Genomic DNA, 15289 nt, shown 5'->3' with positions numbered 1-15289 from the left:
CTAGGGGGCTCCGCAGACGCAGGTACCGGCGAAAATGCCGGGATCCGGCGCCGTCAGTCGAACGACTGGGCAGCCAGTTCGGACCGGGAACTGATCCCCAGCTTCGCGAACACGTTGCGCAGGTGGAAGTCGACGGTCCTGGGGCTGAGGAACAACTGCGCGGCGACGGTTCGGGTCGGCAGGCCGCTGGCCACGAACCGCGCGACCTGGAGTTCCTGAGAGGTCAGCCGGAGCAGCGCCGAGGGATCGCCCCGCCGGGCGGTCGTCTCGCCGCACGCGCGCAGCTCCAGGCGCGCCCGCTGAGCCCAGTCCGTCGCCGTGAGGCTCTGGAACTGATCCATGGCGGCGCCCAGGTACGGGCGGGCAGCGACGCGCTTGCGGGCCCGGCGCAGCGCCTCCCCGTAGGCCAGGAGTGTGCGACCGCGTGCGAACGGCCTACGCGCCGCGTCGTGGTGCCGAAGCGCCTCGGTGAAGTGCTCCCATGCCGCCGGGCCGTCCGCGGCCACGCCCCGGCAGTGCGCCGCTGAGGCCAGTGCCCACGGAGCCCCGGTGGCCTCGGCGAGGTCCTCCATCCGCGTCGACCAGAGATGGGCCGCGGTCAGGTCCCCGGCGAGGACTGCCGCCTCGACCCGGTCGACGGTCGCCATGGCCGTGACCACGGGGTGGGCGAGCCCCTCCAGATCGACGAGGGCGGAGGCCGGCCGGGGTGAGAGCAGCCTGCGGGTCGAGCGACCCCAGCGCACGATCTCCAACGACGGTGCTCGGAAGACCCCGAGCTCGTGGCCGTCGGCCAGCGACTCCAGTTCCGTCCCGTGGGTGTCGGCGTCCTCGTCGTCGCCTCGCAGGGACGACACGAGGCTCAGCCAGGCCAGCGGTAGAGCCGACAGCTCCTCGTGGCCTGCCCCGCGAGCCAGCCGCACGGTCTCGGCGGCGCCGGCGGCGGCTGCGGTCCAGTGGCCCGCGAGGAACTCCGCGTGCGCGAGCCGGGGTAGCGCGAAGAGGAGCTCCGCCACAGCGCCGTTCGCGCGCGCCCGCGCGACCGCCCCTCTGCTCAACCGCAGGGCGGCGTCGTCGTCACCGACATAGAGGGCGTGCTGGGCAGCGGCCGCCATGAGCTGCCCGTCGCCGAGCCGCTCGGCGGACCGGATGCTCTCGGCGATCAGTCTGACGCCGGCGCGCGTGTTGCCCTCGAGCAGGTGCAGGAAGCCGGACAGCAGGTCCTGGGCCGGGCCGTCTCGCGCCTCCTCGAGCGGACCGAGGGTCGACATGACCGTCCGGATCTCGATCCCCGAGTCGCGGTCGCGTGACAGCCAGGCCGATTCGGCCGCGGCCGTCAGCAGTTCCCGGGCTCGGCGGCCGTCGGCCCCTCCCACCTGCCCGGCGGCCTCGATGTGGATGCGTCGAGCCGCCGCAGGGGAGCCGACGCTGTACTGCAACCAGCCGCGCAGGCGGCCGATGTCGGCCCGGAGGAGTGGATCGGACCCCCATCTCCTCGCCGACTCCAACAGCTCGGCAGCGTGGCCGAGCTGACCGGCCATCCACGCGTTCTCGGCGGCCGCGACGAGTCGTCGGCAGCGGGCGCCCCCGTCCGCGCTGAGTTCGGCGGCGCGCGCGAGGGCGGTACCGGCTGCCCCGAAGCCTCCCCGTCCGGCCGCACGCGCCGCGACGAGCTCCAGCTCACGCACGACGTTCTCGTCGGGCTCCCACGCGGCGGCGGCGGCATGCCAAGCGCGCCGGTCGGCGTCGCCGACGTCCCGGTAGGCCCGACTCAGGGCGAGGTGTGCACCACGGCGTTCCGACGTCGTGGCGGACTGGTAGACGGCCGATCGGACGAGAGGGTGCGGGAACCGGAGTTCGTCTTCCCGGACCGCGACCAGTCCGTCGCGCTCGGCCGCGTCGAGCGCGGTTGCCGGCAGCCCCGAGGACCGGGCGGCCGCGAGGATCGGGCCCAGCCGCCCCGTGTCCTCGGCCGCGGCCACGACGAGGAGTGCACGGGCGTCGTCGGGCAGCCGCCGCACCCGCTCGCTGAAGAGCCGCTCCACGTTGAGCGGCAGAGGGAGCGGGCTCGGCAGGGGCGTCTCCCCGGCCAGCTGCTGCACGGTGAGGACGGAGGGCAGCTCGATCAGGGCCAGCGGGTTCCCCGCGGTCCACTCGACGAGGCGTCGGGCGACGCCGTGGTGGACGGGTCGACCGGTCCGCTCACCCAGCAGTGCGACGGCTGCGTCCACGTCCAGGCCCTCGAGCCGGAGCTCGGGCAGATCGGCGGTCGGGAACGAGTGGCGGTCCGGGTCGCGGGCAGCGAAGACGAACCCGATGCGCTCGGCACCCAGTCGGCGGGCGACGAACAGCAGGGTCGCCGCCGACGCGTGATCCAACCAGTGGGCGTCGTCGACCAGGCAGATGACGGGTTGCTCCTCGGCGGCGGTCGCCAGCAGGCCGAGCACGGCCACGGCGATGAGGAACCGGTCGACGACGGGCCCCTCCAGGGAGTCCTCCATCCCCAGTGCCGACCGCAGGACCGCGCGTTGGTGCCGGGGCAGGTGGTCGGCGTGTCCGAGCACGGGGAGGAGCAACTGGTGCAGGGCGGCGAACGCCAGCTCGGTCTCGGACTCCACACCGCGCGCCCTGAGGACGGACAGATCGGACGAGCCCTGCACGGCGTGCTCGAGGAGCGTCGACTTCCCGATCCCCGGAGGTCCCCGCACGACGAGCAGTGCACTCCGACCGGCCCGGGCACCCTCGATGACCGCCGCGATCGCCGCCTCCTCGGCGAGCCGGCCGTGGATCTCCAGACGCCCGGCGTCGGTGGTGTCCACCCGTGCGAGCGTGGCACTGCAGCCCACGCACCGGTACGGCCTTCGGCCCCCGCTTCCTCAGCCGTTCGGTGGGACCTGGCGGGCAGGTGTGCGTGTCACCCCCGCTCGGCGACGGCGGCGAGCCGGGCCAGCGAGGCCGCCAGCTTGTCGGCCGTGGTCGCCCGGGCACGGGACATGCGCTTCTCGTCGGTCAACCGGGTCCAGTCGTAGGTGTGGGTGACGCGCGTCCGCGACGAGTCGATCGGCTCGAGCTGCCACCGCCAGAGGTGCCCGGGCGGCTCCTGACCCGGCTCTGCGGGTCTCCACGCGATGCGCCGGCCCTCGTCGAACTCGACCACGTGGTTCTCCCGGACGCTGCCCCCCGTGAGGGTCATGGTGAAGACCGCACCGACGGCCCGGACCCGCTGCCCGTCGGCAGCCTCGGCCAGGTTCTCGTTGCCGTCCCAGCGCGGCTGTTGAGCCGGGTCGGCGATGAGCTCGAAGATGCGCCCCGCGCCGGCCGCGATCTCCCGGCTTGCGGTGGCGATGCGCGGAACGTCCTCGTCGCTGGTCATGCCGACATCGAAACACCGGGGGACGGCACCCCACAGCGCGATGCCCTCCGCCCCCACCTCCGCGGCTGAGGCCGGTCCCCGCGAGTCGTCGGGGCCGCGGCGATCAGTCCGCCACGGCAGAGGCGGTCTCGGCGGGCAGCTGCTCCTGCGAGGCCGCCCAGGAGGCGAGGAGCTTGAGCGCGTCGGCGGCCGGGGTGCCGGCCGCGGCGGTGTAGACGTTGAGGTGCAGACCCGGCGACGAGGCCAGCTCCATGCCCTCGAAGTCGAGGTCGAGCTGGCCGACGACAGGGTGGCGGAGCCGCTTCTGGCCGCTGCGGTGGAACGTCACGTCGTGCGAGGCCCATCGGCGGCGGAACAGCTCGGAGCGGGTGGAGAGCTCGCCGACCAGCTCGATGAGGGCCTTGTCGTGCGGGTTGCGGCCCGCCTCCAGGCGCAGCATCGCGGCGGCGTCGTTGGCGACCCGGTCGTAGTCGACGAAGAAATCCTGAGCCGCCTCGGCCTGCAGGTAGACGAACCGCGTCGTGTTGGCCGGACGGCGCGGATCGGCGAGCACGGGGGAGTACAGCGCGCGGGCCAGCTGGTTCATCGCCACGATGTCGTGCCGGCCGTTGCGCACCCACGCCGGCGCGTCGGTCATCGCGTCCAGCAGCTGCTGGATCTGCGGCTGGACGGCGGACTGGGCGGGGCGCCTGCGGGAGGTGCCGCGGGCGCCGCTCTCCCGGGCGAGGGCGTACAGGTGGGTGCGCTCGGCCTCGTCGAGACGGAGGGCGTCGGCCGGGGCGCCGAGCACGCTCTCCGACGCGCCGGCGAGGCCGCCCCGCTCCATGCGGACGTAGTAGTCGACCGAGACGCCGGCGAGCATCGCCACCTCCTCGCGGCGCAGTCTCTTCACCCGGCGGTTGCCGCCGTAGACCGGCAGCCCGGCCTGCTCGGGGGTGATGCGCGCCCGTCGGGTGCTGAGGAAGTCGCGGATCTCCGCGCTCAGGTCGGTCCTGCTCACGCCCCCACGGTAGGCAGCTCATCCGGGCGCGAGGGAGGCACTGCGAGTACCCGGAACGACAGGCTCTCCCTGGCTGACGGCATCCGGGCTTCCCTGGACCGGAGACGGGACCGGGTGCCGCTCCCGCGGCGGATCCCGTCGACCACCGACCGCAACAGGAAGGCACGGGAACGTGCGAGCAACAGTCATGTACGGCGCCGTCGACGTCCGGGTGGAGAACCTGGCCGACGCGACGCTGCAGTCCCCGACCGACGCGGTGGTCCGCGTGGTCCGCACCTGCGTCTGTGGCAGCGACCTGCACCCCTACCACTCCATGCCGGCCTCGCCCGAGGGCACGACGATGGGCCACGAGTTCATCGGCGTCGTCGAGGAGGTCGGTTCCGACGTCGCCACGGTCCGCCGCGGCGACTTCGTCATCGCGCCGTTCGCGTACTTCGACAACACCTGCGAGTTCTGCCGCGAGGGCCTGACCACGTCCTGCGTGCACGGCGGCTTCTTCCGGACGGCGCAGGCCGAGGCGGTCCGCGTCCCGCTGGCCGACGGCACCCTGGTCCCGGTGCCGGTGGGGGAGGACGCGGCGCTGCTGCCCTCGCTGCTGACGCTGTCCGACGTCCTCATCACCGGCCACCACGCGGCTGTGCGGGGACAGGTCCGCCCGGGGTCGTCGGTGACGGTCATCGGGGACGGCGCGGTCGGCCTCCTCGCGGTGCTGTCGGCCAAGCGGCTGGGCGCCGAGCAGATCGTCCTCATGGGCCGCCACCGGGTCCGTACCGACCTGGGCCGGGAGTTCGGCGCCACCGACGTCGTCGCCGAGCGCGGAGACGAGGGCATCGCGAAGGTGCTCGAGCTGACCGGGGGGCTGGGCACCTCCGCCGTCCTGGAGTGCGTCGGCCACCGCTCGGCGTACGAGATGGCCCTCGGCGCGGTCCGCGCCGGCGGCGTGATCAGCCGGGTGGGCGTGCCGCAGTACGACGAGGCGCCGGCCGGCTTCAGTCTGTTCGGCCGCAACCTCACGCTCACCGGCGGGCCCGGCGCCCAGCGCTCCTACATCGAGGAGTTGCTGCCCGAGGTGCTCGACGGCCGCATCGAGCCCGGCCGCGTCTTCGACCGGACGGTCGGTCTGGACGACACCCCCGAGGGCTACCGGGCCATGGACGAGCGGACCGCGCTCAAGGTCCTCGTCCGCCCCTGACCGGAGACCGAGGAGCCCGGGCGCGGGTAGCCTCCACGACGAGAAGGAAGTACCGCCATGCAGCTCCGTCCACTCGGCCGCACCGGCGTGCAGGTCAGTCCCCTGTGCCTGGGGGCGATGATGTTCGGCCCGTGGGGCAACGACGACCGTGCCGACTCGGTCCGGATCATCCACCGCGCCCTCGACGCCGGGATCAACGTCGTGGACACCGCCGACGTGTACTCGGGCGGCGTCTCCGAGGAGATCGTCGGGGAGGCGCTGGAGGGCCGCCGCGACGACGTCGTCCTGGCCACCAAGTTCTTCATGCCGATGGGCGAGGACCCGAACTCCCGCGGAGCCTCCCGCCGGTGGATCATCCGCGAGGTCGAGGACTCGCTGCGGCGGCTGCGCACCGACCACATCGACCTGTACCAGGTGCACCGGCCGAGCCCGGACACCGACGTCGAGGAGACCCTCGGAGCGCTGACCGACCTGGTCCGGCAGGGGAAGATCCGCTACCTCGGGTCGTCCTCCTGCTCCGGCTCGCAGATCGTGGAGGCGCAGTGGGCGTCCCGGGAGCGACGGCTGGAGCGGTTCGTCACCGAGCAGCCGCCGTACTCGATCCTCGTCCGCGGCATCGAGGAGGACGTCCTGCCGACCGCGCAGCGGTACGGCATGGGCACGCTCACCTACAGCCCGCTCTCCGGCGGCTGGCTGTCGGGCCGGTGGCGGAAGGACGCGGCCCCGACGCCGGCGTCCAGCGCTCGACCCGGCGCCCGGTTCGACATGACCAGCCCCGCGAACCAACGCAAGCTGGACGTCGTCGAGGAACTCGCGCGGCTCGCCGAGCTGGCGGGCATGAGTCTCATCGAGATGTCGATCGCGTTCGTCCTGCGCCACCCGGGCGTCACGTCGGCGATCGTCGGCCCGCGGACGATGGCACAGCTCGAGTCCTACCTCCCGGCGGCCGGGATCGAGCTGTCGACGGAGGTCCTCGACCGCATCGACGAGCTCGTCGCCCCTGGCGTCACGGTGAACCCCGACGACAACAGCTACGGCGCCCATGAGCTCACGCCGGCAGCACGTCGGCGTTGACGGAGTGGGGCAGTGACGTTCGGGTGACGGCCGTGACCGCAGGATCAGCCTCTGCGGTGCGATCCGGAGATCCGGTCCTGGTGGAGGTGCGGGATGAACGGACCACAGGGCGGCGCGGCCTTCCTGGTCGGCGCGTGGTTCCTCCACGTCCGGGTCGGTGAGCCGCCGTCGGCGCTGGAGCGGGAGCTGATCAACATCCTGTTCGCCGACGCGGTCGCCGCCTTCGCCGCGGACGGCACCGCCAGCGTGTCGGTCTCGCCGGTCTACCCGGTACCCGATCAGGCGGTCTCGACCGAGCACCTGCTGGTCGGCACGGGCTTCGGCACCTGGACGTCCACGGGGGAACGGACCGCGGCGGTGACGTGCGGCGCGCTGATCCGGGATGCCGAGGGCAACTCCGTGGCCACCCTCGTCCTCACCGGTGCGGTCGAACACGACGCCGAGTCGGACACGTTCAGCGGGCCGTACACGATCGAGAGCCATCTCACGCGGGCGTGGTCCCGGAACCTGCCGTCTCTCGACGGGTCGGTGCAGGGATGGCGCGTGGGGTGAGGCCTCCGTCGACGCCGGTCGGGGCTCAACGCAGGCGGATCTCGGCGACGATCTGCGCGTGATCGGAGGCGATCCGATCGCGGCGGTCGTTGCTGAGCTGACTGTCGAACAGGTGGTCGTTGAAGTACCGCAGGTCCACCACATCCGCGATGCGTTGCGGATTGCGCTCGTAGAACTCCTGGGTCACGAGGATGTGGTCGAGATTGTCGTAGTGCCCGTTGAAGATGTGCGTGTAGCTGACATCGCGGCCGGTCCGGCGAACGGTGAGTTCGTAGGCGGAGTAGAGCAGCCGGTCCCAGTAGGCCTTCCGGTCGTCGGGATCGCGCGGCCAGAACCGTGAGGGCGAGTCGCCCATGATGATGTCCGTCGTGACCGCGCGGGCGCCGTCGTTGAGATCGCCGAGGACGATCGCGGGTTGCGCGTTCCCGGTGACCTCCTCGAGCACGAGGAAGCGCAGGGCCGCCGCTTCGGCGGCGCGACGGATCAGCGCCCGGGCCTTGCCCAGCGCCTCCTCGCGCGGGTCGTGTTCGGGCGCCTGCGGGTCGCGGATCGGGCGCTTGGACTTCAGGTGGACGACGAAGAACGTCGCCGTCGTGCCCTCCGCGGGGTCGAGGACCACGCGGGTGCGCAGGACCGGACGGCTGAACGTCCCGACCGGCAGGGCGAGACCGTCCACGGCCACGTCCATCCCGGCGGGGAAGTCGGTGATCGCCGTGACCGGCTCGGTGGGCAGCCGGCTGGCCAGGCCGAGCCGTGGACCGCTGGCCCCGTCGGCGCCCGGCGCCACGACGGTGCCGTCGGGGAACTGACCTGACCGGGAGCAGACGTCGCGCAGGGCCTCCTCGTGGAACACCTCCTGGAAGCCGACCACGTCTGCCCTCATGAGCGCCAACTGGCCCGCGATCCACGTCGCCTTCTTCTCGTACTCGGCGGCCGAGTACGGCGCCTCGTCGGGGTAGTAGCGCTCGCCGGGCCGGGCCAGGTTGAGCACGTTGAAGGTGCCGACCTTGACGTCCATCCCAAGCCACCCCCGATCACGGCGCGTCGGCATCCTCGGCCAGAGCGCGTCACCGCTCCGTCACCGAGCTCCGACCGGACTCTGCACGCGACCGTGGACCTGAAGCTCTACAGAAGCGAGTGTCGAGTCGCTGTCAATGTAGCTCTACACTCTTGTGTCCTGAGTATCTCTGATCGTAGTGTGTCGCCACGCATCCGCGTGACGCACAGCACACTGCAGAGGACCCTGACCATGCGCCGTGTCCCTCCACCCCTCGCGAGTGCCCCGACGGGGCGACGCCGCCGATGACCACCCTCGTCGAGTACCTCGTCATCGGGCTGTCCCTCGGCGCGATCTACGGACTCATGGCCGTGCCGCTGAGCCTGGTCTTCAGCACGACCGGGACCATGGACCTGGCCATCGGCGGCTACGCGGTGGCCGGCGGGCTGACCGGCGCGACCGTCGGCGGGCTCGGGGGAGCACTGGCCGGGCTGGCTCTGGGGGCCGCCGCCGGCGGGCTCATGGGCGTGGTGTTCCTGGTCCTCCGCAGTCGCCCGTCGGGCGACCACATGGGGCCCGTGCTGGCCAGCGTGGGCCTCCTCTTCGCACTCGTCGCCCTCAGCCAGGCAGCGTTCGGTCTCGATCCCGTCTTCGTACCCTTCCTCGAGGGCGTCTGGGAGATCGGGCCCCTCCGGATCCGCCCGGTCAGCGTCCTCATCCTCGCGGTCGTCCTGCTCGTCGGGGGCCTGCTCGTCCTCGGCCTGCGGCGCACGCCCCTCGGGCGGTGGATGCGTGCCTGCGCATCGAGTCCGCGGGACGCGGAGCTGATGGGCATCCCCGTCCGCCTCGTCCAGCTGTCGGCCTTCGTCCTCTCCGGCCTGCTGGGGGCCCTCGGTGGGCTCCTCCTGGTGGCCAGCCGGGGCCTCGCCTACGACGCCGGTCTGCCGCTGGCGCTGTTGGGCCTCGGCGCGCTGATCATCTTCGGGATGCGGGGTCCGGTCACCGCGATCGTCGGTGGGCTGGTCCTGGGGGTCGTCGAGTCGCTCGGCGCGGGGTACCTGCCCGCGACGGTCGTGCCGATCGTCCCGCTCCTGTTCATCGTCGCCGTCCTGGCCAGCGGCCGGTTCGACGTGCGGGTGGGGGTGCAGCGGCCGTGACCCGATTCCGTACCCACCGTCCCGTGGCGGTGCTGGCCCTCGCGCTGGCGGTCGTCCTCGCCCTCACCTGGCAGAGCCGCCCGGACCTCGATCTGGTGCTCGTCGTCTGCACCACCGGTCTCGTCGCGGTCTCGCTCGGCCTCGTCTACGGGCAGGCGGGGATCCTCTCCGTGGCACAGGGCGCCTTCGCGGCCGTCGGCGCCTACGCGACGGCGATCGTGACCACGCAGTGGGAGCTGCCGCTGTGGCTCGGCCTGGTGGCCGCGCTGGTCGTCCCGGCGGTGCTCGCCTTCGTGCTCGCCCGGGTGATCGTCCGGCTGTCCACCATGGCCCTCGCCGTCGCGACGCTGCTGCTCGCCGAGGTGATCGGCCACGCGATCGCGGCCGGCGGTGAGCTGACCGGTGGCTTCATCGGTATCGCGGGCATCGACTCCTGGGAGTTCATGAGCGACCGGGCCGGCGCCGCCGTCACGGGCGCCGTCCTGCTCGTGCTGGCCGTCCTGGTCGTGTCGCACCTGGTGCACTCGCAGCAGGGCCGGGCGTTGCGCGTGGTGGCCACGGACACGACGCTCGCCCGGAGCCTCGGGATCGACGTCACCACCCGGCTGTCGGTGGTCTTCGCGCTGGGTGGCGCGATCGCCGGGTCTGCCGGCTGGCTCTACGCCTCCACGCGCAGCTTCCTCGCGCCGGACTCCTTCCCCGTCCTGCTGTCGCTCGAGGTGGTCATGATGGTGATCATCGGGGGCAAGCGCACGGTCCTCGGGCCGGTACTCGGCACCGCCGTCCTCGTGGTGGTCCTGGATCTGGTGCCCGCTTCGGAGCTGCGCGGCGTCTTCTACGGCGCGTTGCTCGTCGTCGCGCTGATGCTCTTCCCGAACGGAGTGCTCGGCTCGGACTGGCGGTCGGCCGGGCGGCGGCTCCGACGGTCGGGCGCGGCGGGGGACGATGCGCGACCGGCCGTCGTGCAGGAGCGGTCCGAGGCCGCGGCCGCGCGCACGGGGAGCCCGGCATGAGCATCGAGGTCCAGGGTGTCAGCGTCCGGTTCGGCGGGCTCCACGCGCTGACCGACGTCACGATGAGCGTCCCCGAGGGCCAGGTCACCGCGCTGATCGGGCCCAACGGCGCCGGGAAGAGCACCCTGGTCAACTGCATCACCGGGCACGTGCAGCCGACGACCGGGCGCATCACCGTCGACGGGACCGCGGAGGAGCGCGTGCCGGCGCACCGGCGGGCCGCGGGTGGGATCGCCCGGACGTTCCAGACTCCGCGGGTCGAGCTGGACCGCACCCTCGGGGAGAACGTGCTCGTCGGCGCCTGGTCCACCACGGGCTCCGGCCTGCTCGCCACCCTGCTCCGGACGCCGGCGATGCGCCGGCGGGAGGTGCAGGCCCGCGAGCGCACCGAGCAGGTCCTGCGACAGTTCGGGCTGGAGGACGCGCGGCACCGGCGGGCGGCCGACGTCCCGGTGTGGATGCTGCGGCTGCTCGAGGTGGGCCGTGCCGTCGCCATGGGGCCGCGGTACGTCCTGCTCGACGAGCCGGCCGCCGGGGTGGACGACGCCGCGCAGGAGCTCCTGGCGCGGACGGTCCGCTCGCTCGCCGACGACGGCATCGGGGTGCTGCTGATCGAGCACCACTTCGGCTTCGTCCGCGAGGTGAGCGACAGCGTCACCGTGCTCGCCCAGGGCCGGCTGCTCATGCAGGGGAGCGCCGCGGAGGTCGCCGCCGACCAGACGATCATCGACACCTACCTCGGGAAGGTCGGGGCACATGACTGAGGCCGCGCTGTCGTGCCGGGGGGTGTCGCCCCGGTACGGCTCGATCACCGTCGCCCGGGACGTCGACCTGGAGCTCGCCCCGGGGGAGGTGCTGGCGCTGCTCGGCCCGAACGGGGCGGGGAAGTCCAGCGTCGTCGAGTGCCTCGCCGGTCGGGTCGCCGGACGTGGGGAGGTCACGGTCGGCGGGCGTCGGGTCGACCGCCTCCCGGCGTTCCGGCGAGCCCGGGCAGGCCTCGCCCTGGTGCCGGAGAACCGGGGGCTGTTCCCGGATCTCTCCGTCGCCGACAACCTGCGGCTCGGCGGCATGCTGGACCGGTCGGGGGCGTCGTCGATCGATGCGGCGCTCGAGCTCTTCCCGGTGCTGCGGAACCGCTGGACGCAGCCGGCCGGCACGCTCAGCGGCGGGGAGCAGCAGATGCTGGCCATCGCCCGGGCGATCGTCGCCGCCCCCACGGTGCTGGTCCTGGACGAGCCCACGCAGGGCCTCGCGCCGCGCATCTACGACGTCATCGTGGCAGCCCTCGAGGTGCTCCGGGACCGTGGCCTGGCGGTCCTGCTCGTCGAGCAGAACGTCGGCTTCGCCGCCGAGATCGCCGACCGCTACTGCGTGATGTCGGCCGGCCGGATGGTCGACATCGGCCCGGGCAGCCGGCTGCGCGGCGACGCCGACGCGCTGTTCGAGCTCTTCATGGCCGGCTGACCGCCGCACCCACACCACCCGCGGCGCAGCAGCTCGCCGCGGGGCGATGCCGCACGCCTCCACTCCGGCCGCTGCCGGACGCGGGTGCGGCACCAGACCACGCCGGGACGCCGTCCCGGAGGGAGCACCACCGTCTACTGGAGGTACGGGATGTTCAGGGTCCGACGCTCGTCGGCACTGCTGGTTGCGGTGCCGGTCCTGCTCCTCAGCGCCTGCGGGGGAGGGGACGACGATGGCTCCGGCGGCGGCAGCGACGAGCCGATCAGGATCGGCATGGTCTCCTCGCTCACCGGTCCCGCCGCCGCGTTCGGCATCCCCATGCGCGACGCGGCGCAGGCTGTGTTCGACGACATCAACGCCGACGGCGGCGTCCTCGGCAGGGACGTCGAACTCGTGGTCTACGACGACGAGACGAACCCGACCCGGGCGGCCCAGGGCGCCACGGAGCTCGCGGATGAGGGCGTGGTCGCGATCATCGGTGCCGTCACCAGCAGCACGACTCTGGCGCTGGCCCCGGTCGCGGCGTCGCAGGAGATGCCGATCATGGCGATCGCCGCCGCGGTCGCGGTGACCGCCGACGACGCCGAGGGTCTCGACTGGACGTGGCGGATCACCAACAACGACGGCGAGACCATCCCCGCCCTCTTCGACCGGGTCGTCGCGGAGGGCCACCAGCGGATCGCGATCTTCACCCAGGACGACGCCTACGGCGAGTACGGCACCAACGTGCTGCAGGAACTGGCCGAGGAGGAGGGCGGCGGCGTCGAGATCGTCGAGATCGCCTCGGCCGCGATCGACGCGACGGACGTGACGCCGCAGGCGACCCGGCTGCGGGACGCCGATCCCGATGTCGTCATCCTGCAGCTGCAGTCGGTCGGCCTGGCCAGCAGCTTCCTGCGCGCGGCGGCCGACGTCGGACTCGAGACGACGATGTACGGCGGCATCGGGATGTCCCAGCAGGCACTCGTCGACGCCGCGGGGGCCGCGGCCGACGGGCTGATCACCGTCAACGTGCTGAACCCGAGCAGCCTCACCGCGGGCCAGGAGGAGCTCTACTCCCTCGTGGAGGCTGCCGGTGGCACGCCGACCTACGGGTTCGCCGACCTGGCGGGCGGGGACGCAGCGCGTGTGCTGGCCGCGGCGATCGAGCAGGCCGGCGAGTCCGACGGCCCGGCCATCAACGACGCGCTCACCGCGGGCATCGAGGTGGAGGGTGCCGCGCTGGCGCCTTACTCCTTCTCCGGCGACGACCACGACGGGATGCCCATGCCCGACGCGCTGACGTTCACGGTGGTGCGCGAGGGGGCCTTCGTCGCCGCCGACGCCTGACCGTTGCCCCGGCGCCCGGCTCTCGCCCCGGGCGCCGGGAGGGTCGCAGAACTCTGTACAACCATGGCAACTCGAACGCCCGTACTGTAGAGTGAGGGCCTGGCCGACGCAGAGGAGTGCCACGTGTTGGACGAACTGACGCGGATCGTCGTGGCCGGCGCCGGCCTGGCAGCCGTCCGGGCGGCCGGGCAGTTGCGCCGCCGCGGGTACGCCGGGTCGCTCGTCGTCCTCGGGGCCGAGGCGCGGGCGCCCTACGACCGGCCGCCGCTGAGCAAGGCCGTGCTGGCCGGCCGGCGGGACGACACCGCCCTGCGCTTCGACCCGCGCGCGCTCGACGTGGACCTGCACCTGGGCGAGCAGGTCACCGGACTGGACCTCGGTCGCCGGGTCGTCCGGACGCTCCGCGGTGAGATCGGCTTCGACGGGCTCCTCGTCGCCACCGGCGCCGCCCCCGTGCGCCTGCCGGGGGACGGCGAGCAGCTGACCCTGCGCACCGCCGACGACGCGCTCGCGCTCCGCGACCGCCTCCGGCCCGGTGCCCGTGTGCTCGTCGTCGGCGCCAGCTGGATCGGCGCCGAGGTGGCCACGGCCGCGCTCGCCCGGGGCTGTGCGGTGACCTGCCTGGAGGCCGGGCCGGCGCCGCTGGCCGGTGCGCTGGGAGCCGACGTCGGCGCGTCCTTCCTGCCCTGGTGGTCGGGCGTCGACCTCCGGCTCGGCGTCTCCGTCGCCGCGGTCCAGGACGGTGGGGTGCTGCTGACCGACGGCAGCGCCGTCGCCGCCGACGTGGTGGTCACCGCGACTGGGGTGCGCCCGGACACCGGGTGGATGACCGGCAGCGGGCTCGACCTCGACCGCGGGGTGGCCGTCGACGAGCACCTGCGGGCGTCGTCCGGGGGCGTCGTCGTCCCCGGCGTCGTCGCGGCCGGCGACGTCGCCGCGCGCTGGTCGCCGAGAGCTCGGGCGCGGGTCCGCGTGGAGCACTGGGAGGACGCCGGGAGTGCGGGGACGACTGCCGCCGGCACGCTGCTGGGCGCGCCGGGCGACCCGCTGCCCGTGCACGACCCCGTGCCGTACTTCTGGAGCGACCAGTTCGGCGCCAAGCTGCAGTACGTCGGCGCGCACGGTGCCGCCGACCGGCCCGTCGAGGCTCCCGAGGACGGTCGCCCCGGGCGCACCGTCACGTGGCTGGACCCGGCCGGTGCGGTCACCGCCGTCCTGACCGTCGACCGCCCCCGGGACGCCGCGGCTGCCCGGTCGGTGGTCTCCGAGCGGCGCGAGCTCGCGACGCAGCCGACCTGACGATCGGAGAGAGGACCCCAGCGTGAGTGGACGAGTGGCCGGCAAGGTCGCGCTCATCACCGGCGCCGGCCGCGGCCAGGGCCGCAACCACGCCGTGCGCCTGGCCCGCGAGGGCGCCGACGTCATCGCCGTCGACGTCCCGGGGGCCTATGCCGAGATCGACTACCCGATGGCGACGGTCGAGGACCTGGCCGAGACCGCCCGGCTGGTCGAGGCCGAGGACCGGCGGGTGCTCCCGGTGACCGCCGACATCCGGAACGCGGACGCGCTGCGCGCCGCCGTCGACGAGGCCGTGGGGCAGTTCGGCCGGCTCGACGTCGTCGTCGCCAACGCCGCGGTGTGCAAGCTGCACGCCTGGCACGAGGTCACCCCGCAGGTGTGGTCCGAGGTCGTCGACACGACCCTGACCGGCACCTGGAACACGATCGCCGCGACCGCTCCGCACCTCATCGCCGTGGGCGGTGGGTCGATCGTCGCCGTCGGCTCGACGTCGGCACTCAAGGGCACGCCGTTCTTCGCGCCCTACACGGCGGCCAAGCACGGCGTCGTCGGCCTCGCCAAGGCGATGGCCAACGAACTGGCGCGCCACTCGATCCGGGTGAACACGGTCCACCCGGCGGGGGTGAGGACGGCGCTGACCGGCGGGCTCAAGCGGCTGGACGAACTGATCGGCACCGACCCGAGCCTGGGTCCGGTGTTCATGAACGCGCTGCCCACGCAGTGGGTCGAGCCGGACGACGTCAGCAACGCGGTCGTGTACCTCGCTTCCGACGAGTCCCGTTACGTCACCGGCACCGAACTCAAGGTCGACGCCGGCAACACCAACCGCTGAGCCCCCGGGC

14 protein-coding genes are annotated in these 15289 nt (G+C 73.3%); 10 read left to right on the top strand and 4 right to left on the bottom strand.

From position 1 onward, the window contains the following. Positions 1 to 53: 53 nt before the first annotated feature. The 3 genes from MY520_RS22080 to MY520_RS22070 form a co-directional block, all read right to left on the bottom strand. Positions 54 to 2816, bottom strand: coding sequence for an ATP-binding protein (locus tag MY520_RS22080; protein ID WP_436694720.1), 2763 nt, complete (start codon positions 2814 to 2816; stop codon positions 54 to 56). Positions 2817 to 2911: 95 nt separating this feature from the next. Beyond that, positions 2912 to 3370 (bottom strand): SRPBCC family protein, encoded by a 459-nt coding sequence (locus MY520_RS22075; RefSeq protein WP_436694719.1) that lies wholly within the window; start codon positions 3368 to 3370, stop codon positions 2912 to 2914. Between the two features lie 103 nt (positions 3371 to 3473). Continuing rightward, a complete protein-coding gene (locus MY520_RS22070) occupies positions 3474 to 4370 on the bottom strand; it encodes a helix-turn-helix transcriptional regulator (RefSeq protein WP_436694718.1) in 897 nt (298 codons plus the stop codon). 172 nt (positions 4371 to 4542) lie between these two features. Here MY520_RS22070 and MY520_RS22065 point away from each other — a divergent pair, with 172 nt between their 5' ends. The 3 genes from MY520_RS22065 (at position 4543) to MY520_RS22055 (ending at position 7188) form a co-directional block, all read left to right on the top strand. Continuing rightward, complete coding sequence (locus tag MY520_RS22065; protein WP_436694717.1) at positions 4543 to 5562, top strand: zinc-binding dehydrogenase; 1020 nt, start codon at positions 4543 to 4545, stop codon at positions 5560 to 5562. A 57-nt stretch (positions 5563 to 5619) separates the two neighbouring features. Then, positions 5620 to 6636, top strand: a complete 1017-nt coding sequence (locus MY520_RS22060; RefSeq protein WP_436694716.1) for an aldo/keto reductase — start codon at positions 5620 to 5622, stop codon at positions 6634 to 6636. 93 nt (positions 6637 to 6729) lie between these two features. After that, on the top strand, positions 6730 to 7188 hold the full coding sequence (locus MY520_RS22055; protein WP_436694715.1) for a hypothetical protein: 459 nt from the start codon (positions 6730 to 6732) through the stop codon (positions 7186 to 7188). 25 nt (positions 7189 to 7213) lie between these two features. Here MY520_RS22055 and MY520_RS22050 read toward each other — a convergent pair whose 3' ends face one another. Further along, a complete protein-coding gene (locus MY520_RS22050) occupies positions 7214 to 8206 on the bottom strand; it encodes an endonuclease/exonuclease/phosphatase family protein (RefSeq protein ID WP_436694714.1) in 993 nt (330 codons plus the stop codon). A 284-nt stretch (positions 8207 to 8490) separates the two neighbouring features. Here MY520_RS22050 and MY520_RS22045 point away from each other — a divergent pair, with 284 nt between their 5' ends. From MY520_RS22045 to MY520_RS22015, 7 genes are all read left to right on the top strand, one after another. Continuing rightward, positions 8491 to 9342, top strand: coding sequence for a branched-chain amino acid ABC transporter permease (locus tag MY520_RS22045; protein WP_436694713.1), 852 nt, complete (start codon positions 8491 to 8493; stop codon positions 9340 to 9342). 23 nt (positions 9343 to 9365) lie between these two features. Then, positions 9366 to 10355 (top strand): branched-chain amino acid ABC transporter permease, encoded by a 990-nt coding sequence (locus MY520_RS22040; protein WP_436694712.1) that lies wholly within the window; start codon positions 9366 to 9368, stop codon positions 10353 to 10355. Continuing rightward, on the top strand, positions 10352 to 11119 hold the full coding sequence (locus MY520_RS22035; protein ID WP_436694711.1) for an ABC transporter ATP-binding protein: 768 nt from the start codon (positions 10352 to 10354) through the stop codon (positions 11117 to 11119). Before MY520_RS22040 ends, MY520_RS22035 begins: the two co-directional genes overlap by 4 nt. Beyond that, complete coding sequence (locus tag MY520_RS22030; RefSeq protein WP_436694710.1) at positions 11112 to 11819, top strand: ABC transporter ATP-binding protein; 708 nt, start codon at positions 11112 to 11114, stop codon at positions 11817 to 11819. Before MY520_RS22035 ends, MY520_RS22030 begins: the two co-directional genes overlap by 8 nt. A gap of 150 nt (positions 11820 to 11969) precedes the next feature. Then, on the top strand, positions 11970 to 13148 hold the full coding sequence (locus MY520_RS22025; protein ID WP_436694709.1) for an ABC transporter substrate-binding protein: 1179 nt from the start codon (positions 11970 to 11972) through the stop codon (positions 13146 to 13148). A 123-nt stretch (positions 13149 to 13271) separates the two neighbouring features. Further along, positions 13272 to 14447, top strand: a complete 1176-nt coding sequence (locus MY520_RS22020) for an NAD(P)/FAD-dependent oxidoreductase (RefSeq protein WP_436694708.1) — start codon at positions 13272 to 13274, stop codon at positions 14445 to 14447. A gap of 22 nt (positions 14448 to 14469) precedes the next feature. Further along, complete coding sequence (locus MY520_RS22015) at positions 14470 to 15279, top strand: mycofactocin-coupled SDR family oxidoreductase (protein ID WP_436694707.1); 810 nt, start codon at positions 14470 to 14472, stop codon at positions 15277 to 15279. The last annotated feature ends 10 nt before the right edge of the window (positions 15280 to 15289 follow it).

The sequence above is a fragment of the Geodermatophilus sp. CPCC 205506 genome, assembly GCF_051383635.1.
In the GTDB taxonomy this organism is placed as follows: Bacteria; Actinomycetota; Actinomycetes; order Mycobacteriales; family Geodermatophilaceae; genus Geodermatophilus.
This window is presented reverse-complemented; position numbering and strand designations above follow the sequence as displayed.